Origin of the sequence: Burkholderia sp. AcTa6-5, assembly GCF_017815075.1 — a bacterium.
GTDB classification, from domain to species: Bacteria; Pseudomonadota; Gammaproteobacteria; order Burkholderiales; family Burkholderiaceae; genus Burkholderia; species Burkholderia sola.
On sequence record NZ_JAGIQE010000023.1, the window covers coordinates 81,958 to 103,643 of the forward strand.

Sequence of the window (21,686 nt, forward strand, 5' to 3'; positions counted from 1 at the left end):
GGTGAGGTGGGGTAAGTCTTGGCGTCGATTTATGCGCCGGCCGCAAAGTAATTACCCATCCACCGGCTGCTCCGGCGTCTCGAGCTTCAGTTGATAGAACGCCGCATCGAGCCAACGGCCGAATTTGAATCCGGCCTCCGCGATCGTGCCCGCGTGCTCGAACCCCAGTTTCGTATGCAGTGCGATGCTGCCGGCGTTGGCCGCGTCGATGCAGCCGACCAGCACGTGGACCTGCGCTTCGCGCGCACGCCGGACCACTTCGCGCAGCAGCAGTTCGCCGAGCCCGCGACCGCGCTGATCGTTGCGCACGTAGACGCTGTGCTCGACCGTGTACTTGAACGCCGGAAACGCGCGGAACGTACCCCAGCTCGCGAAGCCGAGCAGCGTGCCCGCCGCGTCGACGGCGCCGATGATCGGAAAGCCGCCCGCGCGCTTCGTCGCGAACCACGTGATCATCGCTTCCGGCGGGCGCGGCCGGTAGTCGTACAGCGCGGTCGAGTTCACGATCGCGTCGTTCAGGATCTCGAGAATGGCCGCCGCGTGTTCGGCCTCGCTGCAATCGATCAGGCGCACGTCGTCGCGCTGTGTCGGGGAATTCATACGTTTCCTTCCTGTTTGGCTAAACCGGTTGCACACACGGCGCGCGCATTACGCGCCGCGCATGCCGGCGGCGGATGCATCGCAAATCGCGACGATATAGCGCGCCGCATGCGGCGACGGATTGCTGAAGATCAGCGGCTGGTCGAGCCGCATCGCCAGGCAGTCGCCTTCGCGAAGTTCGTGAAGCGTATCGCCGAACGTGACGTCGACGCGGCCGCTGATGATCCACACCTGCTGATGCAGCGCGCTTTCGCGCCCGCCGCTGTCGTACGCGACGCGCGCGGCGGGCGGGAAATCGACCTCGACGAGCTGGATCGGCGACGGCCAGCCGGCCGGCGACAGGTTGCGTCGCACATAGCCGGACGCCGGATCGCGCCATTCGGCCTGCTGCGCGCGCCGTGCGAGCGGCTGGGCGGGCGCGTCGTCCCGGTCGCCGCCGAACAGCCCGGCCAGCGACACGCCGAGGCCGGCCGCGAGCTTGTCGAGCACGACGGCCGTCGGGCTGGCCGCCGCGCGTTCGATGAGCGAGATCATCGAACGGCTGACGCCGGAACGCGCGGCCAGCGCGTCGAGTGTGTAGCCTCGGACGGTGCGCAGGTCGCGCACGCGCCGGGCAATGCGCTCGTTGATGCCGGTATCGTCGGCCGCGGTGATCGTTGATTCTTTCATGATGGATTGATTTTCCAGCAAACTGGAATTTGATGTCAACGGCATTTCCGGCCGCAGGGCGGCGGGAGGCGGGCGCGAACGGCTTGCTCGGTCGTCGTGCACGGCGTAATATACAAAACAGCTACGTTTCGTTTAATTGGGGATATATGGGCATCATCAAGATTTCCGAGCACATGCATGAACGGCTGCGCTCGACGAGCACGGCGCTGAGCCGTTCGATCAATGCACAGGCCGAACACTGGCTGCGCGTCGGGATGCTGGCGGAACTCAATCCGGCGCTCTCCTACGGCGACATCTGCAAGATGTTGATCGAGGCCGAGGCGCGGGGCGGCGACGTGGGGCCGGCCGAGACGGTCGCGCAGAGCATCGAGCAGGTGGCGTAATGGCGAAACGCGAAATTCCGATCCGCGGTGCCGCGGAAATCGCCAAGTCGCGCGAAGCCGCGAAGCTCGCGTCGCAGGTGCTGACGATGATCACCGAGCACGTGAAGCCGGGCGTCACCACCGACGAGCTCGACGCGCGCTGCCGCGAATACATCGTCGACGAACTGGGCGCGATCCCCGCGAACATCGGCTACCACGGCTATCCGAAGACGCTGTGCACGTCGGTCAATCACGTGGTCTGTCACGGCATTCCGACGTCGCGGCCGATGCGTGACGGCGATATCGTGAACCTCGACATCGCGGTGATCAAGGACGGCTGGTTCGGCGATACGAGCCGCATGTATTTCGTCGGCGAACCGAACGAACTCGCGCGGCGGCTCGTCGCGTCGACCTACGAGGCGATGCATGCCGGCATCCGCGCGGTGCGTCCCGGCGCGACGCTCGGCGACGTCGGCTATGCGATCCAGCAGGTCGCCCATCGCGAAGGATTCAGCGTGGTGCGCGAGTATTGCGGACACGGGATCGGCGACGTCTATCACGACGAGCCGCAGGTGCTGCATTACGGTCGCCCGGGCACCGGCCTGCCGCTGCGGCCGGGGATGATCTTCACGATCGAGCCGATGCTGAACGCGGGCAAGCGCGACACGCGCATGCTGGCCGACGGCTGGACCGTCGTCACGGCGGACCATTCGCTGTCCGCGCAGTGGGAGCACATGGTCGTGGTGACGGAAACGGGCTTCGAGGTGTTGACCGAGGACGCGAAGCCGCAGGGGTTCGCCGCGCTTTCGGGCACGCACGCAGCCTGACGCCGGTCGTGCGCCGCAGACGGCGGCGCGGCATTGCAATGAAACGGGCCCCTTCGCGGGGCCCGTGTCGTTCGGCGGCCAGCGCCGCGGCGCCGCGGCGCCGCGACGCCTAACCGCGCGCCTTCTGCCACGCGTGTTCGACGAACACGCGGCACAGCGCTTCCATCCCTTGGCGGTCTTCGTCGTCGAAGCGCGCGGCGACCGGGCTGTCGACGTCCCATACGCCGATCAGCGTGCCGTCGGCGGCCACCAGCGGCACGACGATTTCCGATTCCGACGCCGCATCGCACGCGATATGGCCCGGGAAGTCGTGCACGTCGCGCACGACCTGCGTCTCGCGCGTTTGCGCGGCCGTGCCGCACACGCCCTTGCCGAGCGCGATCCGCACGCACGCGGGCTTGCCCTGGAACGGCCCGACCACGAGCTCGGTGCCGTCGAAGAAGTAGAAGCCCGCCCAGTTCAGGCGATCGAGCGAGTGATACACGAGCGCGGAGAAATTCGCGGCGTTCGCGGTCAGGTCGCGTTCGGATTCGACGAGCGCGCGTGCCTGCTCGACGAGCGTCGCGTATTGATCGGCCTTGGAGGCGGTAGGGTCGTTGGACAGCGTGAACATGGCGGGAAAGCGATAGGGGTTGTGAAAATGCGCATTGCGCGTACCGCAGTCTACGGCACGCGCGCGCGGTCTGCAGCGCACGGTTGTGCGTGATGCGGCGCGTTCAGTCGGGTTCGAGTTCGGCGAACCGCTCGGCCAGGAAATCGAGCAACGCCCGCACCGCGGGCAGCAGCCCGCGGCGCGACGCGAACACCGCGTGCACGATTTCGCGGCGCGGCGCCCAGTCGGGCAGCACGGTGACCAGTTCACCGCGCGACACCTCGTCGCGCACCATCATCGTCGGCAACTGCACGACGCCGACGCCCGCGGCGGCCGCCGCGCGCAGCGCGAGCATGCCGCCCGTCACGAAGCGCGGCTGGTGATGGATTTCCGCGTGCGCGCCGTCGGGCCCGCGCAGCCGCCACACGTGCGTGGACTGCGGCACGCCGTGATCGAGGCTCGGCAGGCGCGTCAGATCGGCGGGAACGGCCGGTACGCCATGCTCGCGCAGCAGCGCGGGGCTCGCGACGAGGCACTGGCCGCGCTCGGCGAGCACGCGCAGCGCGAGATCGCTGTCCTCGAGCGGCGGCGGCCGCACGCGGATCGCGACGTCGATCCCTTCGCCGACCACGTCGACGCGCCGGTTGGTGGCTTCCAGGTGAATCTCGACGCGCGGGCACGCGGCCATGAACGCGGCGATCATCGTGCCGACCAGCGAATCGAGCAGCACGATCGGGCAACTGACGCGCACGATGCCGCGCGGCTCCTCGTGCAGCAGCGCGATCGCCTCGTCGGCGGCATCGGCCTCGACGAGCATCGCGCGGCAATGCGCGTAATAGGTCTGCCCGACGTCGGTGACCGTGAAGCGGCGCGTCGAACGCTGGATCAGCCGCATCCCGAGCCGCGCCTCGAGCAGCGCGATACGGCGGCTCAGCTTCGATTTCGGCATGTCCAGCGCGCGCCCGGCCGGCGCGAAGCCACCATGTTCGACGACCTGCACGAAGTAGTAGAGATCGTTCAGATCCCGCGCTTTATCGTTCATGAAATGGAACGCTGAGTGCGATTCCGGCAGTCTACCGGATCGATCGTTCCATCTCTATATTGTCGCTCAAGGATGCGAAACACGGGTTTCGCCGCAATTCGGAGAAGGCAAATGAAGAAGATCCAGGGTGTGTACAGTGCGCCGCGCGGCCATTGGGTCGGCGACGGTTTCCCGGTGCGTTCGATGTTCAGCTACCAGTCTCACGGCACGCACCTGAGCCCATTCCTGCTGCTCGATTACGCCGGTCCGGCGACGTTCGAACCGGCGAGCGCGCCGCGCGGTGTCGGCCAGCATCCGCACCGCGGGTTCGAAACGGTGACGATCGTCTATGACGGCGAAGTCGCGCACCGCGACTCGACGGGCGCGGGCGGCACGATCGGCCCGGGCGACGTGCAGTGGATGACGGCCGCGAGCGGGATCCTGCACGAGGAATTCCACTCGGAGGCGTTCACGACGCGGGGCGGCCCGCTCGAGATGGTGCAGCTGTGGGTGAACCTGCCCGCCGCGGACAAGATGGGCGCGCCCGGCTACCAGACGCTGCTGAACGCCGATATCCCGGTGGTCGAGCTGCCGGACGGCGCGGGGCGCGCGCGGATCATCGCCGGTGAGTTCGACGGGCGGCGCGGCCCGGCCCGCACGCACACGCCGATCGACGTGTGGGACGTGCGGCTCGTGGCGGGCGGCCATGCGCGGTTCCCGGTCGCCGAAGGGCGCACGCTCGCGGTGGTCGTGCTGAGCGGCACCGTGCTGGTGAACGGCGAGACGGTGGCGCGCGAAGCGCAGTTCGTGCAACTCGGCCGCGACGGCAGCGACGTCGAGATCGAAGCGAACGGCGACGCGAAGCTGCTGATCCTGAGCGGCGAGCCGATCGACGAGCCGGTCGTCGGTTACGGCCCGTTCGTGATGAATTCGCAAGAGGAAATCCGGACCGCGATCGACGATTTCAACAGCGGCCGCTTCGGCCAGATGCCGGCATGACCGCATGACGAGCAGGCCCCGCGCGATGCGGGGCCTTTTTTTCGCGCGCGGGCAGGCGGTCGCGCGCGACGCGTGCTTCGAGGCATAATCGACGGTTGCCGCGCGCCGGCCGGCGCGCCCGAATCAGGACCGCACATGAACGCCTCCGCACCCGCCGCATCCCCGAGCGCCGCCGATCTCGACTGGCGCTGGAAACCCTTCGACGCGCTGACGGCACGCGAAATCTATTCGATCCTCGAAGCGCGCAGCGCCGTATTCGTCGTCGAACAGAACTGCGTGTATCGCGACATCGACGATGCGGACCAGGCCGCGTGGCACCTGGCCGCCTTCGATCCGGCCGGCCGCCTGGCCGGCTATCTGCGCGTGTTGCTGCCGGACGCGCAGCACACCGACGTGCGCATCGGCCGCGTGCTGACGACCGCCGCGTTTCGCGGCGCGGGCCTCGGCAACGGGCTGCTGTCGCGCGCGCTCGAGCATATCCGCGCGCAATGGCCGGATACGCCGGTGAGCCTGCATGCGCAGGCCCACTTGCAGCGTTTCTACGGGGCATTCGGCTTCACGCCGAGTTCGGACGTGCACGACGAGGACGGCATCCCGCACGTGTGGATGAGCAGCGCGCGAGCATGACGCGCGCCGCGCGCCGCGGCGGTCAGTGCGCGGTGCGTGCGACCGGCGGCTTGTCCGCGCGCTGCACGACCCGTTCGCCGATCAGGCGCCCGCGCGCGGACAGCCGCAGCCAGTGCCGCAGTGCGATCAGCGCGCCGATCACGCTCATCATCGAGCCGGGAATCCACAGCAGCAGGCCGCCGATCTGCTGGTCGCGCAGCGGGCTCAGCCACGTGAACGCGCGGCCGCAGATCGAATAGATCGGATACAGCTCGTGCGGCGTGAAGAAGATCAGCGCGCCGAGGGCGATCTGCGGCGGGATCGCCGCGACGACGATCAGGATCCGGCGGCCCGGCGACAGCCGCGCGGGCGGCGCGGGGCGCGGATCGACGACGAGCCACCAGAACAGCAGCCCGTCGATCACCATGCTCCAGTTCATCACGCGATAGAGGCGCCAGTCGAGCATCGCGATGAAGTGGATCGGCGACAGCAGCCAGAAATAGATCAGCCCGACGAACAGCACGACTGCGACGACCGGATGGAACACCACGTCGAGCGTCGCCCGCACCGGCGCCCACGCGAGCGCGGGGCGCACGAAGCGCTGCCGCCAGCGGAACGGAATGCCCGCACGGATCGCCGCGCCCGGATAGGACAGCGCGATGAAGAACGGCCCGAGATGGTGCAGCACGAGGTGCTGCGCGCGGTGCAGGAAGAATTCGTGCTCGAAGAAGTAGTCGAGCCGCGTGTGCAGCGCGATGTAGAGCGCGGTCAGCCCGAACCAGAACGAGAACTGCCGCAGCGGCGACACCTTCGCCTTCCTCGCGCCGCGCGCGAACAGCACGGCGGCCGTCAGCACCGCGATGACCACGGTCGGCGACGGTTCCCACGGATCGAGCCAGTACAGGACGTTCATCGCGCGCGCATCACTTCGTCTTGGCCGGCGATTTCACGGCGAACGGCGCATCGACCGTTTCGCCGTCGGAGAATTTCAGGCGCAGGTGCACGGTGTCGCCGGGCTTGATCGCGTGCTTCGGTTCCTCGAGCATGAAGTGATAGCCGCCCGGCGCGATGTCGACCTTGCCGCGCGCGGGGATCGTCAGCTTGTCGACCATTTCCATCTTCTGCGTCGAGCCGTTCGACACCGTCTGGTGCAGCATCGCCATCCCGTAGTCGGGGCTGTCGACGTCAACGAGGTCGATCGGCTTGTCGCCGGTGTTCACGAGCGTCACGTAGCCGCCCGCGGGCAGCTTGTTCGGCAGCCAGCGCACCCACGCGTTCTGAGCGCTGATCGCGCCGGCGGCATACGCGTGCGCGCCGGCGCACAGCGCGGCGACGAGGGCGAACGTCTTGAAGGTCGTTTTCGTGTTCATGGCGGAATTCAGGTCGTTGAGGCAGTGTCGATGATCCGGCGCACATCGGCGGCGATGGCGTCGGGCGAATCGCGATCGGTCGCGAGCAGGCGTGCGCGGCCGGTCGCGTCGAAGACGTAGACGGCCGAGCTGTGCGTCACTTCGTAGCCGCCGGACGGATCGCGTTTTTCCATCTGGTACGCGACGCGATAGCGCTTCGCGAGCGATTCGATCTGGCCATCGGTGCCGGTCAGGCCACGCGCATGCGCAGCGTCGAACGCGGCGACATAGGACTGCATCGCCTGCGGCGTATCGCGCGCGGGGTCGACCGAGACGAACAGGATGCGCACGTTATCCGCCTGCGGGCCGAGCTTCGCCAGCACTTCCATCAACCGCGCCAGCGTTTCGGGGCAGACGTCGGGGCAGTGCGTGTAGCCGAAGTAGACGAGCGCGACGCGGCCGCGGAACGCGTCGGCGTCGACGGGACGGCCGTCGCCGCCCGTCAGCTCGAACGACAGGTCGGGCAGGTGGCCGGTGACGTTGGTCAGGTTCCAGCGCGGCTCGTCGTGCGTGCACGCGGCGAGCGCCACGGCGGCGGCGAGGGCCGCGGCCGTGCGGATGAGGCGGGAGAGGCGAGACGGCATCCTGGGGCTCGATCGGGCGAAATGGGTGACCGGCCGGCGCGATGCCATGCGTCGCGCGGCAGGCGGTTGCGACTGTAGCGCAATTCGCGCGCCTGCGTCCTTTTGAAACCGGTACGGGGCCGGCGAGCGGGGCAATATGTCGCAGTTGACGCGGCGGGCGGCGCGACGTCCGCGCTGCCCCGGTTTCGCCCATCTGGGGGCGCAGGCGCGGTAAGATGCGCACAACTCCATTCGCGCAGCGGCGGCCGGCATGTGCCGGCCGCCCTCAGACTATCGAATCGATGCAATCCGTTCCGGCTTCCCTGTCCCTGACCGATACCGCGTTCTTCTTCGACTTCGACGGCACGCTCGTCGAGCTGGCGCCGACCCCCGACAGCATTCACGTTCCGCCGTCGCTGCTGACGCTGCTCGACGAGTTGTCGCGCCGCTCGCACGGCGCGGTCGCGATCGTGTCCGGACGCGGGATCGACAACCTCGACACGTTCCTGAAGATGCCCGGGCTGCCGATCGCCGGCCTGCACGGCGCGGAGCGCCGCGACGCGAACGGCGACACGCAGCGCATCGGCTTCAACGACGAGCGCCTGCTGCGCATCGAGCGCGAGCTCGCGGGCGTGGTCGATCGCCATCCGGGCATGCTGCTCGAAATCAAGGGTGCGGCCGTCGCGCTGCACTTTCGCAATGCGCCCGAGCGCGAGGCGGTGGCGCGCGAAGCGGCCGAGCGCCTCGTCGCCGACTATCCGGATGCGTACGTGCTGCAACCCGGCAAGATGGTGTTCGAGATCAAGCCGAAGGGCGTCGACAAGGGGCGCGCGCTGGCCGCGTTCCTCGACGAGCCGCCGTTTGCGGGCCGCGTGCCGCTGTTCGCGGGCGACGACCTGACCGACGAGAAGGGCTTCGCGGTGGTCAACGCGCGCGGCGGCCTGTCGATCAAGGTCGGCGCGGGCGAGACGTCCGCGCGGATGCGGCTCGATTCGGTCGACGCACTGCATGAGCAGATCGCACGCTGGCTCGACGCGGGGCAACCGCACGCATGAGCCGGCTCATCATCGTTTCAAACCGCGTCGCACCGATTTCGGAAGGCGAACCGGCGGCGGGCGGCCTCGCGATCGGCGTCTACGACGCGCTGAAGGAAACCGGCGGCATGTGGTTCGGCTGGAGCGGCGAAGTGGTCGCGTCCGGCGCGCCGCAGCCGCAGATCCGCATCGAGGAGCGCGGGCCGGTGACGTTCGCGACCGTCGGGCTGTCGCGCCGCGATTACGACCAGTACTACCGCGGTTTCTCGAACGCGACGCTGTGGCCCGCGTTTCACTACCGCGCGGACCTGATCCAGTACGATCGCCACGAATTCGACGGCTACCGCCGCGTCAACGTGTGGCTCGCGCAGCAGCTCGTGCCGCTGCTGCAGGACGACGACGTGATCTGGGTGCACGACTATCACCTGATTCCGTTCGCGCGCGCGCTGCGCGACGCCGGCGTGAAGAACCGCATCGGCTTCTTCCTGCACATCCCGTTTCCGGCCGCGCAGGTGCTCGTCAACGTGCCGCCGCACCGCGAGCTCGTCGAGTCGCTGTGCGCGTTCGATCTGCTCGGCTTCCAGACCGAGCCCGATCTGCGCGCGTTCTGCGACTACATCGCGTTCGAGGCGGACGGCGAGGTCGAGCACGACGGGCACACGGCGCACGTGCGGGCGTTCGGCCAGACGCTGCGCGCGGCCGCCTATCCGATCGGCGTGTATCCGGACGAGATCGCGTCGCTCGCGCAGGCGGGCGAGCACGGCAAGGCGGTGCGCACGCTCGCGACGTCGCTGCGCGGGCGGCAACTGATCATGAGCGTCGACCGGCTCGATTATTCGAAGGGGCTCGTCGAGCGCTTCCGGGCGTTCGAGAAGCTGCTCGAGCATCAGGCGTCGATTCGCAACCGCGTGTCGTTCCTGCAGATCGCGCCGTCGACGCGCGCGGACCTGCGCGCGTATCAGGACATCCGGCTGCAGCTCGAAGCGGAGTCGGGGCGCATCAACGGGCGCTACGCGGAGCTCGACTGGGCGCCGATCCTCTACATTCACCGCCAGTACGACCGGCAGCTGCTGGCCGCGCTGTACCGGCTCGCGCGCGTGGGTTTCGTGACGCCGCTGCGCGACGGGATGAACCTCGTCGCGAAGGAGTACGTGTCCGCGCAGAATCCGGACGATCCGGGCGTGCTGGTGCTGTCGCGCTTCGCGGGCGCCGCGCGCGAGCTCACGGGCGCGCTGATCGTCAATCCGATCGATATCGACGGGATGGCCGATGCGCTGTCGCAGGCGCTGACGATGCCGCTCGCCGAACGGCGCGCACGCTATGCGGACATGATCGCGCAGCTTCGCGAGAACAACGTGTCGGTGTGGCGGGACAATTTTCTGCGCGATCTGCAGCAGGTCTGATCCCGATCCATTGCTGCCGCTGCAATTGAAAAAGCCGCCGTGCGAGCAAGCACGGCGGCTTTTTCGTTGGCCGGATGCCGACGCGCGTCAGGCCACGCGTTCGCCGGTCGGCGTGTTGCCGTCGGTGGCCGCATGATGGCGGCCGTGCTGCTTCGCGAGCAGATCGCGGTACAGGCCGGGGCGGCTGCGCAGCACCTCGGGCGGGCCGTCGTCGATCACCTTGCCGTTGCTCATCACGATGATGCGGTCGAAGTTGCGCAGCGTCGACAGGCGGTGCGCGATCGCGATCACCGTGCGGCCGACCATCAGTCGGTCGAGCGCGCTCTGGATCGCTTCCTCGGATGCGCTGTCGAGCGCCGACGTCGCTTCGTCGAGCAGCAGAATCGGCGCATTCTTCAGGATCGCGCGCGCGATCGCGATGCGCTGGCGCTGGCCGCCCGACAGCTTGACGCCGCGGTCGCCGACGATCGTGTCATAGCCTTCCGGCATCGCCTCGATGAACTCCGCGCAGCGCGCGTCGCGCGCTGCGGCGAGCACTTCGTCGCGGGTCGCGTCGGGGCGGCCGTACGCGATGTTGTCGTAGATGGTCCGGTGCAGCAGCGAGATGTCCTGCGGCACCAGCGCGATCGCGTGGCGCAGGCTGTCCTGCGTGATGGCCTTCACGTCCTGGCCGTCGACCTTCACGACGCCGTCCTGCGTGTCGTAGAAGCGCTGCAGCAGCGCGAGCACGGTCGATTTGCCCGCGCCCGACTTGCCGATCAGGCCGACGCGCTGGCCCGGCTCGATATGCAGGTCGAAGTGGTCGAGGATCGCGCGGCGGTGCGGGTACGCGAACGTCACGCGCTCGAAGTCGACGCGGCCGCCCGTGGCCGACAGCGGCTGCGCGTCCGAGCGGTCCGGCATCCCGTGCGGCTCGAGCAGCGTCTTCACCGCTTCGGACAGGCGCGCGACGTGCTGCGTGACGTCGACGAGCGCGACCGCGAGGTCGCGCGTGCCGTGCAGGATCGTGAAGCCGAGCGAGCTGACGAGCACGATGTCGCCCGACGTCGCGCGGCCCTGGTCCCACAGCCACAGCGCCCAGCCAAGCAGGCCGGCGGACAGCATCGCGGTGATCACCGCGTGCAGCAGCCGCAGCTTTTCGAGATAGAGCAGGCTCTGCTGGCGTGCGTCCATCTCGGCCTTCACCGTCGCGCTGAAGCGCTTCTGTTCGCGCAGCGTCATCCCGAACGCGCGCACAAGGCCCATGTTGCCGATCACGTCGACGAGCTCGCCGTCGACCGCCGCGGCCTTCGCCGCGAACGCGTGATGGCGTGCGGAGCCGCGGCCGGCGAGCTTGAACAGGATGACGGACAGTACGGCCGAACAGCCGAGCAGGCCGGCCGCCATCAGCGGATTGACGACGATGATCATCAGGATCGCGCCCATCACCGCGATGCACGGCGGCAGCACGTTCCACGCCATCGTGTTCTCCGACGTGTAGACCGCGTTCGACGTGGCCGTGATGCGGCTGGCGAGCGTGCCGGGCTGCTTCTCCGAGTAATACGTCGGCGAATGGCCGATCAGGTACTGGAACAGGTCGCGCCGCAGGTCGCCGGTGACCGCGACGAACGTGTGCGCGGCGACCCAGCCGCCGACGCGCCACAGCAGGTTGTCGGCCGCGATCAGCCCGACGAGCAGCGCGAACGCGCTCCACAGCGGGCCCGGGTGATGGCGTCCGGTCGCGAGCACGTCGATCAGGTGCTTGATCGCATATTGCGAGCCGAGCGCGCAGCCGACGGCGGCCAGCACGCTGCAGAGCACGACCAGGTGCGCGACGGGGTGGAGGCGGATGTAGCGGAACAGGAACGCGATCGGCCGATGCGCGTAGCTCGACAGCTTCGCGTTGTGGGCGTTGCGCTGGGCGGGGGTGAGAGATTCCAAAATATGGGTGCGGTGATTCGGTGATTGAGCGGGGCGGCTGGGTCGCAGGCCGGCGTTCGCCCGGACTGAATAATCCGGCATTGTAAACAACGCCGCGCGTCGCGCTGCGCGAATCTTGCCTTGGCCAGGGGCTCGCGCTCGATTTTGAGATAAAATCCGGCATCCCGTCCTCCGTGCCGGAATCACGCTGCCGGCAGCTGCGGGTTAACAAGGATCGCCAAAACGGCCTTCCACTCTAGAACGGACGCCCGAGTCCGCGGGTTGCAAAGTGTTGCGCCTTTGTAACAAAGTAAAGTGTTTGAAATGTCGTGCGCCGTATCGGGAATAACCCTAGATAATCGGCTCCGGGTTCGATTCCAGGTTTTTTTACGAACCCCTGTCAACGGGTCTTCGTTTCAAACGTTCTATGCCTGTCGCGTCGCCGACGCTCCTTGAGCAGCGCGGGTTCGACGCCCCCGGCAGGCTGATTCGTCCGAGGTTCGGACGACATGTTTCCAGCCCGGACCACCGGCAGGTTGCCGACCCATACCTGGTTTTTTGCCGATTTTTTAGGAGTTACGCATGCGAATCGCCCAAATCGCTCCGTTGCATGAAGCGGTGCCCCCGAAACTGTACGGCGGTACCGAGCGAGTGGTGTCCTATCTGACCGAAGCACTCGTCGAGATGGGGCATGACGTCACGCTCTTCGCGAGCGGCGATTCGCAAACCTCCGCGAAGCTCGAAGCGTGCTGGCCGCAGGCGCTGCGCCTCGACCCGACGATCCGCGACGTGATGGCCCCGCACATGCTGCTCCTCGAGCAGGTGCGCCGCCGCGCGGAAGAGTTCGACGTCCTGCACTGCCATATCGACTACTACCCGTTCTCGCTGTTCTCGCGCCAGCCGGTCCCGCATCTGACGACGATGCACGGCCGTCTCGACCTGCCGGAACTGCAGCCGATCTTCAACGCGTTCAGCGACGTGCCGGTCGTGTCGATCTCCGACAACCAGCGCATCCCGCTGCCGCAGGCGAACTGGCTGTCGACCGTCTACCACGGCCTGCCGGAAAACCTGCTGACGCCGATCCCGAACGTGAAGCCGAGCTACCTCGCGTTCCTCGGCCGCATCTCGCCGGAGAAGCGCGTCGACACGGCGATCCGCATCGCCGAGCAGGCCGGCTTGCCGATCAAGATTGCCGCGAAGCTCGACAAGGCCGACCGCGCGTACTACGAAGAGAAGATCAAGCCGCTGTTCGCGCTGCCGCACGTCGAGTACATCGGCGAAATCAGCGAGTCGGAGAAGACCGAATTCCTCGGCAACGCGCATGCGCTGCTGTTCCCGATCGACTGGCCGGAGCCCTTCGGCCTGGTGATGATCGAGGCGATGGCCTGCGGCACGCCGGTGATCGCGTTCAAGCGCGGCTCGGTGCCGGAAGTGATCGACAACGGCGTGTCGGGCTTCGTCGTCGAAGACGAATTGTCGGCCGTCGCCGCGCTCAAGCGTCTCGATACGCTGCCGCGCGAGAAGGTTCGCGCCGCGTTCGAAGCCCGTTTTTCGTCGAAGGTGATGGCGCAGAACTACGTGAAGGGCTACGAGGAACTGCTGCGCCAGAAGCGCCGCACGGTGCTCCGCGAAGTCAACGCAAGCTGATTGCGGGCCGCCGCCGCGCGGCCGCCACGACGCCCCGTCCGGGTTTTCCGGCGGGGCGTTGTCACATCTGCGGCGCGGATCTGTTGTATTCTCGCCGCGCCCGACGCTGCGAACGGCCTCCGAAGCGGCCCGGCACGCCATCCTGCCGTCTGTCCAGACGGTAATGTCCCTATAATGGCCGTGCCGTGAAATCCGGCCCGGTACGACTATCCAGAGGAGAGCAGTCTTGGCGAGAACGAAAACCACGCGCGCAGCGCCGGCCCCCGGCGCCGGCGTGATCTTCGCGTTGCGCGCGATCGGTCTCGTGCTGCTCGCGCGCTGGCTGTTCTCGATGTCCCAGATGGGCTATCGCTCGTCGCTGTCGGCGATGGTGTCGTCGCCGTGGGCATTCCTCTACCTCATCCTGATCTTCCTGCTGCTCGCGCTGCCGGGCGCCGCCGCGCGGCCCGAGCGGCCGTTCCATCCGCTGCCGCAGTGGCTGCGCCAGGCGCTGCGCGTGTTCGCGCTGATCGGTTTCCTGTTTGCCGCGTGGTCGATCGGCGCGTTCACGTGGGCGGCCGGCTGGCGCCGCGCGCTGCATGCGGTGACGGCGACCAACGGCTGGCTCGTCGCCGCGCCGGCGCTGTACGCGGCGATCGTCTGGATCTGCCGGCCGCGGCCGCTGTGGCGGACCAACGTGGCCGCGCGCCGCTTCGCGGTCGGCCGGTATGCGATCTCGCTCGACGTGCTGACGCGCACCGCGATCGTCTGGATGGAAAGCCGCAAGGTCGGCCAGTACGACGCGCGCGAACTGTCGGTGCGCTGGCCCGGCCGGGTCGCACCTGCCGCGCCCGCCGCGGGCGAGCAGGGCGCGCAGCAGGCGGTCGTGCCGCCGCGTCGCGGCAGCCTGTTCAATCGGCCGAAGGTGGAACTGCTGTGGGATTCGCCGGCGGCTGTCGGCCACAACCGGCAGGTCGTGATGCGCACGCCGCTCGCGACCGAAGGGGACCGCGTCGCGGTGCTCGCGCTCGACGCGGCGCTCAAGCAAATCGTCTGACAGGCTCGCGCACCGGGCGCGGGCGACAAGGAGGCGCGATGATCGTCCGTTGGTTGCTGGCTGCCATTCACCTGAGTGCGTTCGGCGTCGCGTTTGCCGCGATCGCGGCGCGTAACCGCGCGTTGCGCCGGCTCATCGCATCCGCGCAGGCGGTCGATTTGCCCGGCGTGTTCAAGGCCGACGCGGTCTGGGGCGTGTCGGCGCTCGTGCTGATCGCGACGGGCGTCGCACGCGCGTTCGGCGGTTTCGAGAAAGGCACCGCGTACTACCTGCACGAACCGCTCTTTCACCTGAAGATGACCGCGCTCGTGCTGATCCTGCTGCTCGAGGTCGTGCCGATGCTGGGGCTGATCCGCTGGCGTGTCGCCGCGCGGCGGCAGCAGATGCCCGATATCGGCCGTGCGCGCACCTATGTGCGGATCGGCCACTGGCAGGCGGTGCTGGTGATCGTCATCGTGTTCGCCGCGTCGGGGATGGCGCGGGGGCTAGGGGCGCCCGGCTAGGGGCGCCCGGTTCGTCGCGCCCTCAACGCACGAGGCACGGGCGCTTGTTGTTGAACGTCCAGCCCGGGATCAGATACTGCATCGCCGCCGCGTCGTCGCGGGCGCCGAGGCCGTGCTGCTTGTACAACTCGTGCGCGAGCGCGACCGCATCCATGTCGATGTCGATGCCGAGCCCCGGCCGCTTCGGCACTTCCACCAGCCCGTTCTCGATCTTCAGCGGCTCGCGCGTCAGCCGTTCGCCGTCCTGCCAGATCCAGTGCGTGTCGATCGCGGTGACCTGGCCGGGCGCCGCGGCCGCGACGTGCGTGAACATCGCGAGCGACACGTCGAAGTGGTTGTTCGAATGCGAACCCCACGTGAGGCCCCAGTCGCGGCACATCTGCGCGACCCGCACCGAGCCCTGCATCGTCCAGAAATGCGGATCGGCGAGCGGGATGTCGACGGCGTGCAACTGCACCGCATGGCCCATCTGCCGCCAGTCGGTCGCGATCATGTTGGTGGCCGTCGGCAGCCCCGTCGCGCGGCGGAATTCGGCCATCACCTCGCGGCCCGAGTAACCGTTCTCCGCGCCGCACGGATCTTCCGCATACGCGAGCACGTGATGCTGATCGCGGCACAGTCGCACGGCCTCGTCGAGGGACCATGCGCCGTTCGGATCGAGCGTCACGCGCGCGTCGGGGAAGCGCTCGGCGAGCGCCGTCACGGCTTCGATCTCGCTCGCCCCGTCGAACACGCCACCCTTCAGCTTGAAGTCGTTGAAGCCGTAGCGCGCATGCGCGGCTTCGGCGAGCCGCACGACGGCTTCGGGCGTCAGCGCGGCGTCGTCGCGCACGCGGGTCCAGTCGTCGGTCGCGCCGCGGCCGTCGCGATAGGGGAGCGCCGTCTTCGTGCGATCGCCGACGTAGAACAGGTAGCCGAGCATTTCGACCCGCTCGCGCTGCTGGCCTTCGCCGAGCAGCGCGGCGACCGGCACGCCGAGATGCTGGCCGAGCAGGTCGAGCAGCGCGGCTTCGAGCGCGGTGACCGCGTGGATCGTCGTGCGCAGGTCGAAGGTCTGCAGCCCGCGGCCGCTCGCGTCGCGGTCGGCGAAGGTGCGACGCACGTCGTTGAGCACCGCGTGATAGTTGCCGACCGGCTGGCCGACGACGAGCGCGCGCGCGTCGTCGAGCGTGCGGCGGATGCTCTCGCCGCCCGGCACTTCGCCGACGCCCGTGCGGCCCGCGCTGTCCTTCAGGATCACGAGGTTGCGGGTGAAGAACGGGCCGTGCGCGCCGCTCAGGTTGAGCAGCATGCTGTCGTGGCCGGCGACCGGAATCGCTTGCAGGTCGACGATGCGCGGCGTGTCGTGGGAAGGCGAGGCAGTGACGGCGTTCATGGGCGGCGATGGCGAAAAAGTAGGCGATGCCGTGCGGCAAAAGCTTTGCCGCGCGCGGCGTGAGGTGCGATCATTCGACAACCGACGTGCGCGGCGCGCAAGCCCCGCATGTCGACGCAACCCGAACACGGGGTGGAAGCGACAACCGGGCCCATGGAGCGCAGCACGCGAACACGGGTCGATCGATCGTTACGCACGGGACCAGGCGGGACTGAACAGCCGACCTGAGTCGACAGGAGACTGTGCGCCGATCATCAGTCGTCGGATGACTTGTGACGCAGTATAATGAATCATCGGCTTTCGCTCAAACCCCGCGTAAACCCTCGGCTCACATTACGATCATTCAAAAAGGAACCGGCCACATGTCCGTGCCTACGCTTCCCGCAGCGCCGCGCCGTCGCGCACGCAGCCTCGCACAAGATGTCGTCGACGCGCTGACCGCGCAGATCGAAAACGGCACGCTGCGTCCCGGCGACAAGCTGCCGACCGAAACCGAAGTCATGGCGGCGCAGGGCGTGAGCCGGACGGTCGTGCGCGAGGCGATCTCGCGGATGCAGGCGAGCGGCCTCGTCGAGACGCGCCACGGCATCGGCAGCTTCGTGCTCGAGCCGTCGCGCCGCCAGACGCTCGGCATCGATCCCGCGACGATCACGACGCTGCGCGACGTGCTCGCGGTGCTGGAGCTGCGCATCAGCCTCGAAAGCGAGTGCGCGAGCCTCGCCGCGCAGCGCGCGAACGATGCCGACCTCGCCGCGCTGCGGCGCGCGCTCGACGCGATCGCGACGGGCGCGGGCGGCGGCCGCGACACCGCGCAGCTCGACTTCCAGTTCCACCTGCAGATCGCGCAATCCACCGGCAACCGCTATTTCGTCGACATCATGACGCAGCTCGGCACGTCGATCATCCCGCGCACGCGCGTGAATTCGGCGCGCTTTGCCGGCGACGACCTCGAGCGCTACGTCGGCCGGCTGAATCACGAGCACGAGGACATCTACGAGGCAATCGCGCGCCACGACCCGGAAGCGGCCCGCGCCGCGATGCGCACGCATCTCACGAACAGCCGCGAGCGGCTGCGCCGCGCGCACGAGGCGGCGGAGGCCGAAGCCGGCTGACCGCCGGGTTGCGGAGCCCGCGCGGCTGCGCGCGGGTGAAATCGCTTTAACATCAGTCGTCATATGAGATCGGGGTGATTCCGCCGATCTTCACGGCCGGGCGGCGTGCCCGCCGCCGGCCGCCTGCCTCGCCGATCAGCCTCCCTTGGTCACGATCGTCTTCCACGCGCCGTTCTTCACCTGGTACAGCGTCGACATCCCGCTCTTCAGCGAGCCGTCGTTCGCGAACGAGATGCGGCCGGTCACGCCTTCGAAGTCGACTTTCTTCAGCGCCGGGCGATAGGCCTTCGGGTCGGTCGAACCGGCCGCCTGCATCGCCTTGATCGCCGCCCACGCCGCGTCATAGCCGAACTGCGCGTACGACAGCACGTCGACGCCGAAGCGCTTCTTGAAGCGCGCCTCGAAATCCTTGCCCTGCGGCAGCTCGTCGAGCGGCCGGCCGTATTCCCATGCCATCGCGCCTTCGGCGGCCGGGCCCGCGATCTTGATGAACTCGTTGTCCTTCACGCCGCCGCCGCCGACGAACTGCGCGTTCAGCCCGAGCTGACGCATCTGCTTGATGAAGTTCGCGGCGAGCGAATCGAGGCCGCCGAAGAAGATCAGGTCCGGGTTCTTGCCCTTCAGGCTCGTGATCTGCGCGCGGAAATCGACGGCCTGGTTGTTGGTGAACTCGCGTCCGATGATCGTGCCGCCGGCAGCCTTCACGGCCTTCTCGAATTCGTCGGCCTCGCCCTGGCCGAACGCGGTGCGGTCGTCGATGATCGCGATGCGCTTCGCCTTCGTCACGTCGACCGCGTACTTGCCCGCGTTGCCGGCGTTCTGGCCGTCGGTCGCGATCACCATGAACATGTTCGCGAGCCCGCGCGACGTGAGCGTCGGGTTGGTCGCGGCCGGGTCGATCACCGGAATGCCGGCCTTGTCGTAGACCACCGACGCCGGAATCGTCGTCCCCGAGTTGAAGTGGCCGACCACGACCGACACGTTCTGGTCGACCAGCGCCTGCGCGGCCTGCACGCCGATGCGCGGGTCGGCCTGGTCGTCCTGCACGACGAGATTGAAGTGGGCAGGCTTGCCGGCGATCTGCACCTTCTGCGCGACCGCATCGTCGAGCGCGAGCTGCACGCCGTTCTGCAGATCCTTGCCGTAGCCGGCGTTCACGCCCGTGAGCGGCGCGGCGAAGCCGACCTTCACGTCGGTTGCGTCGGCAGCGTGAGCAGCCTGTTGCGAGAGGAGGGCAAGCGCGGAGGCAATGGACACCGACAGCAGGGAATGACGGAATTTCATGTTGTTCCTCTTGTTCGACACCGGCGAGTGGGTACCGCGCGCGTCCGGGCGGGCCGGGCGCGTGCGACGGGCGGGCGGTTCGACCGCTTCTCGGAATCGGGCAGGGAGGTCGGCAGCGTGATCCTCGGAAACATCTCCCGTCAGGCTCCGTGAAGAGCCCCGATTGCTTCGATATATAGGTCGCCGATATGCGCGGGTCTTGGAAATTTGTCGCGCATTCGATGCGGATTTGCGCATAGCTTCCGCGCGAGCGCGGGCGGCCGGTATCGGGAGTTTCCCGTCGCGAACGGAACGGGCGCAGAGGGGGGAGTGCTGCGGGGCAAAGACGCGGCGCAGCCCGCCGGGGCCGCGCCGCGCGTGGGTCGACGTCAGTCGGACAGGGCGTCCGATGCGGCTTCGGCGTCGTCGTGCGACGCGGTCGTGCGGATCAGCGGGTCGCTGGTGCTCGGGCGGCCCGTTTCGACGTGGCCCGCGAAGCGGCGCAGGAAGCCGAGCTGGCGGCCGTCGCTGACGGTCAGGTCATACCAGCCGTGGCTGCCGCGCAGGTCCCAGTAATCGTCGACGTGCGCGCCCGGCGCGAGGTCGAACGTGCGCGCGTGACCGTGGCCGTACGCGTTCGTGACCTTCAGCCGCACGGCCTTGTGGCCGCGGTTCATCAGGCGCAGCGTGATGTTGCCGTTCGCGACGTCGTAGCCGTAGATCACTTCGGGGTTCACGCTCGCGCTGCCGACGCCGGTCGCGAACGGGCCGCGGAAATGGCAGTAGAAGCCGTTCGGGCCGTACACGTCGAGGTCGTACAGGCCGAGCGACGCGGCGGCGCTCCACGTATCGGCGATGCGTTTGCCGGCTTCGACCGTGTACGCCCACGGGCCGTCGACGCGGTTGCGCGACTGGACCTGGAACGCGGCGCCTGCGCGGCCCGTGTTCACGAAGGTCAGCCGGAACTGCCCGTTCGCGGCTTCGACGCGGCCGTGCACGAACAGCTCGTACGGCAGCGCGCGCGCCGGACGCAGCCCGGCTTCCTGTTTCGGCAGCTTCTGCAGCACCGGCGGCACCGGGATGTAGTCGGGATGGCGCACGCGGTCGGGCGGCGCGTAGCCGCTCGCGTCGGGCAGCGTCGGCCACGCGGCGTCCGCGGTCGCGAACTCGAACGCCGACGTCAGGTCGCCGCACACCGCGCGGCGCCACGGCGACACGTTGGCGGCCGTGATCGGATACTGCGCGCCGAACCGCGCCTCGATGAATTGCAGCAGCGACGTGTGATCGAAGGTCTGCGAGCAGACCCAGCCGCCCTTGGTCCACGGCGACACGACCAGCATCGGCACGCGCGGCCCGAGCCCGTACGGACCGGCCATGTGCGACGCGTCGCCGGCATAGACCTCGTTGGTCGTCGCGACCGTCGACAACCCGTTGTCGCGCGACTGCGGCGCGAACGGCGGCGGCACGTGATCGAAGAAGCCGTCGTTTTCGTCATACGTGATGAAGAGCGCGGTCTTGCTCCACACGTCCGGATTCGACACGAGCGCCTTCAGCACCTGCTCGATGTACCACGCGCCGTAGTTGGCCGGCCAGTTCGGGTGCTCGGAATATGCTTCCGGCGCGCAGATCCACGACACCTGCGGCAGCGTGCCGTTCTTCACGTCCTGCTGCAGCACGTCGAACAGCGTGCCGCCGGCGCTGATGTTGGTGCCGGTGCGCGCCTTGTCGTACAGCGGCGTGCCCGGCAGCGCGGTGCGGTACTGGTTGAAGTAGAGCAGCGCGTTGTCGCCGTAGTTGCCGATGTACGGGTTGGACGTCCAGCCCCACGAACCCTTCGCGTCGAGCCCCGTGCCGACGTCCTGGTAGATCTTCCACGACACGCCGGCCTGTTCGAGCACTTCCGGATAGGTCGTCCAGCCGTAGCCCTTTTCATCGTTGCCGAGCACCGGGCCGCCGCCCGTGCCGTCGTTGCCGACGTAGCCGGTCCACATGTAATAGCGGTTCGGGTCGGTCGAGCCCGGGAACGCGCAGTGGTACGCGTCGCAGATCGTGAACGCGTCGGCGAGCTGGTAGTGGAACGGGATGTCGTCGCGCTTCAGGTACGCCATCGTCGTCGTGCCCTTGTTCGGCACCCACTGGTCGTAGCGGCCCTTGTTCCAGGCAGCGTGCATGTCCTGCCAGCCGTGCGGCAGGTCCTGCAGGAACTGCAGGCCGAGCTTGTCGGCGCCCGGGTGGAACGGCAGCAGTTCGGCCGGGCCGACCGGCTGGTGAAACACCGACTTGCCGTTCGCGAGGCGCAGCGGGCGCGGGTCACCGAAGCCGCGGACACCGCGCATCGTGCCGAAGTAATGGTCGAACGAGCGGTTCTCCTGCATCAGGATCACGATGTGTTCGATATCGCGGATCGTGCCGGTACGGCGGTTCGCGGGAATCGCGAGCGCATCGCGGATCACGGGCGGAAACAGGTTCAGCGCGGCGGCGCCGGCAGTGCCGGCGGCGACGCGCAGGAAGTCACGACGGTTCGATCGGGTCATGGTCGTTATCGTGGGGTAAAGAGGGAGCCGATTGGCGGGACCTGCGGAAAAGGCGCACACCGGGTCGCAGGATGCGGCTGCGCCGATGCGTGCCGCCGCGAGCATAGCGAGGAATCGGTGTCATTCATGTGAAGTCCGGAAACGTTTGCACGCGTGGACCGGGTTGCAGCCGGCGGTGCGCCGCCGCACGGACTGCGGGGCAGCGGCAACGGGCGAGGCGGGTGCTGCGCGG

The 21,686-nt window shown here is 68.3% G+C and carries 21 protein-coding genes; 10 read left to right on the forward strand and 11 right to left on the reverse strand.

The genetic code is table 11. The features are described 5' to 3' along the window. Nucleotides 1-51 precede the first annotated feature (51 nt). Nucleotides 52-600 (reverse strand): GNAT family N-acetyltransferase, encoded by a 549-nt coding sequence (locus J8I33_RS26445; protein WP_209939426.1) that lies wholly within the window; start codon nt 598-600, stop codon nt 52-54. 48 nt (nt 601-648) lie between these two features. Beyond that, nucleotides 649-1,269 (reverse strand): helix-turn-helix domain-containing protein, encoded by a 621-nt coding sequence (locus tag J8I33_RS26450; protein WP_209939427.1) that lies wholly within the window; start codon nt 1,267-1,269, stop codon nt 649-651. Between the two features lie 146 nt (nt 1,270-1,415). On the opposite strand from J8I33_RS26450, the gene J8I33_RS26455 reads away from it, so the two are divergent. Together J8I33_RS26455 and map are read left to right on the forward strand one after the other, a co-directional pair. Next, nucleotides 1,416-1,652 carry a ParD-like family protein gene (locus J8I33_RS26455; protein ID WP_050011449.1) on the forward strand — a complete coding sequence of 79 codons (237 nt, stop codon included), beginning with the start codon at nt 1,416-1,418 and terminating at the stop codon, nt 1,650-1,652. Then, entirely contained in the window at nt 1,652-2,458 is an 807-nt protein-coding gene (gene map / locus J8I33_RS26460; RefSeq protein WP_089488275.1) for a type I methionyl aminopeptidase, read from the forward strand. Before J8I33_RS26455 ends, map begins: the two co-directional genes overlap by 1 nt. A 109-nt stretch (nt 2,459-2,567) precedes the next feature. Here map and J8I33_RS26465 read toward each other — a convergent pair whose 3' ends face one another. Next, the gene (locus tag J8I33_RS26465; RefSeq protein WP_089488276.1) at nt 2,568-3,071 is read right to left on the reverse strand and encodes a GAF domain-containing protein; all 504 of its coding nucleotides are present in this window, start codon (nt 3,069-3,071) and stop codon (nt 2,568-2,570) included. A gap of 103 nt (nt 3,072-3,174) precedes the next feature. Further along, nucleotides 3,175-4,092 carry a LysR family transcriptional regulator gene (locus tag J8I33_RS26470; RefSeq protein ID WP_050011446.1) on the reverse strand — a complete coding sequence of 306 codons (918 nt, stop codon included), beginning with the start codon at nt 4,090-4,092 and terminating at the stop codon, nt 3,175-3,177. Between the two features lie 111 nt (nt 4,093-4,203). On the opposite strand from J8I33_RS26470, the gene J8I33_RS26475 reads away from it, so the two are divergent. Both J8I33_RS26475 and J8I33_RS26480 read left to right on the forward strand, forming a co-directional pair. Next, nucleotides 4,204-5,070: a pirin family protein gene (locus tag J8I33_RS26475; RefSeq protein WP_050011444.1), complete on the forward strand. Its 867-nt coding sequence runs from the start codon at nt 4,204-4,206 to the stop codon at nt 5,068-5,070. A gap of 135 nt (nt 5,071-5,205) precedes the next feature. Next, a complete protein-coding gene (locus J8I33_RS26480) occupies nt 5,206-5,697 on the forward strand; it encodes a GNAT family N-acetyltransferase (RefSeq protein WP_089488277.1) in 492 nt (163 codons plus the stop codon). Between the two features lie 22 nt (nt 5,698-5,719). On the opposite strand, the gene J8I33_RS26485 is transcribed toward J8I33_RS26480, so the two are convergent. The 3 genes from J8I33_RS26485 to J8I33_RS26495 are packed head-to-tail and all read right to left on the reverse strand — an operon-like array spanning nt 5,720 to nt 7,669. Continuing rightward, entirely contained in the window at nt 5,720-6,589 is an 870-nt protein-coding gene (locus tag J8I33_RS26485) for a cytochrome c oxidase assembly protein (protein WP_209939428.1), read from the reverse strand. A gap of 10 nt (nt 6,590-6,599) precedes the next feature. Next, entirely contained in the window at nt 6,600-7,046 is a 447-nt protein-coding gene (locus J8I33_RS26490; RefSeq protein ID WP_050011440.1) for a copper chaperone PCu(A)C, read from the reverse strand. An 8-nt stretch (nt 7,047-7,054) separates the two neighbouring features. After that, complete coding sequence (locus J8I33_RS26495) at nt 7,055-7,669, reverse strand: SCO family protein (protein WP_124556927.1); 615 nt, start codon at nt 7,667-7,669, stop codon at nt 7,055-7,057. Between the two features lie 281 nt (nt 7,670-7,950). Between J8I33_RS26495 and otsB the strand changes: the two genes are divergently transcribed. Next, on the forward strand, nt 7,951-8,703 hold the full coding sequence (gene otsB, locus J8I33_RS26500; RefSeq protein WP_124556928.1) for a trehalose-phosphatase: 753 nt from the start codon (nt 7,951-7,953) through the stop codon (nt 8,701-8,703). Beyond that, the gene (otsA, locus tag J8I33_RS26505) at nt 8,700-10,085 is read left to right on the forward strand and encodes an alpha,alpha-trehalose-phosphate synthase (UDP-forming) (RefSeq protein ID WP_204383729.1); all 1,386 of its coding nucleotides are present in this window, start codon (nt 8,700-8,702) and stop codon (nt 10,083-10,085) included. The genes otsB and otsA overlap by 4 nt, the downstream gene beginning before the upstream one ends. An 87-nt stretch (nt 10,086-10,172) precedes the next feature. Here the strand turns inward: otsA and J8I33_RS26510 are convergent, their stop codons facing one another. After that, nucleotides 10,173-12,005, reverse strand: coding sequence for an ABC transporter ATP-binding protein (locus J8I33_RS26510; RefSeq protein WP_204383731.1), 1,833 nt, complete (start codon nt 12,003-12,005; stop codon nt 10,173-10,175). A gap of 561 nt (nt 12,006-12,566) precedes the next feature. Between J8I33_RS26510 and J8I33_RS26515 the strand changes: the two genes are divergently transcribed. The 3 genes from J8I33_RS26515 to J8I33_RS26525 all read left to right on the forward strand — a co-directional run bounded on the left by J8I33_RS26515 (nt 12,567) and on the right by J8I33_RS26525 (nt 15,170). Then, nucleotides 12,567-13,631, forward strand: a complete 1,065-nt coding sequence (locus J8I33_RS26515) for a glycosyltransferase family 4 protein (protein ID WP_006476459.1) — start codon at nt 12,567-12,569, stop codon at nt 13,629-13,631. A 226-nt stretch (nt 13,632-13,857) separates the two neighbouring features. Beyond that, the gene (locus J8I33_RS26520) at nt 13,858-14,667 is read left to right on the forward strand and encodes a hypothetical protein (protein ID WP_209939429.1); all 810 of its coding nucleotides are present in this window, start codon (nt 13,858-13,860) and stop codon (nt 14,665-14,667) included. 38 nt (nt 14,668-14,705) lie between these two features. Further along, nucleotides 14,706-15,170: a DUF2214 family protein gene (locus J8I33_RS26525; protein ID WP_209939430.1), complete on the forward strand. Its 465-nt coding sequence runs from the start codon at nt 14,706-14,708 to the stop codon at nt 15,168-15,170. Between the two features lie 22 nt (nt 15,171-15,192). Here J8I33_RS26525 and gudD read toward each other — a convergent pair whose 3' ends face one another. Further along, entirely contained in the window at nt 15,193-16,545 is a 1,353-nt protein-coding gene (gudD, locus tag J8I33_RS26530) for a glucarate dehydratase (RefSeq protein WP_050011431.1), read from the reverse strand. Between the two features lie 362 nt (nt 16,546-16,907). On the opposite strand from gudD, the gene J8I33_RS26535 reads away from it, so the two are divergent. Then, entirely contained in the window at nt 16,908-17,657 is a 750-nt protein-coding gene (locus tag J8I33_RS26535) for a FadR/GntR family transcriptional regulator (protein WP_011544971.1), read from the forward strand. A gap of 135 nt (nt 17,658-17,792) precedes the next feature. Here the strand turns inward: J8I33_RS26535 and J8I33_RS26540 are convergent, their stop codons facing one another. Both J8I33_RS26540 and J8I33_RS26545 read right to left on the reverse strand, forming a co-directional pair. Next, nucleotides 17,793-18,941, reverse strand: coding sequence for a branched-chain amino acid ABC transporter substrate-binding protein (locus tag J8I33_RS26540; protein WP_209939431.1), 1,149 nt, complete (start codon nt 18,939-18,941; stop codon nt 17,793-17,795). 368 nt (nt 18,942-19,309) lie between these two features. Next, entirely contained in the window at nt 19,310-21,454 is a 2,145-nt protein-coding gene (locus J8I33_RS26545) for a phospholipase C, phosphocholine-specific (protein ID WP_209939432.1), read from the reverse strand. Between the last annotated feature and the right edge of the window lie 232 nt (nt 21,455-21,686).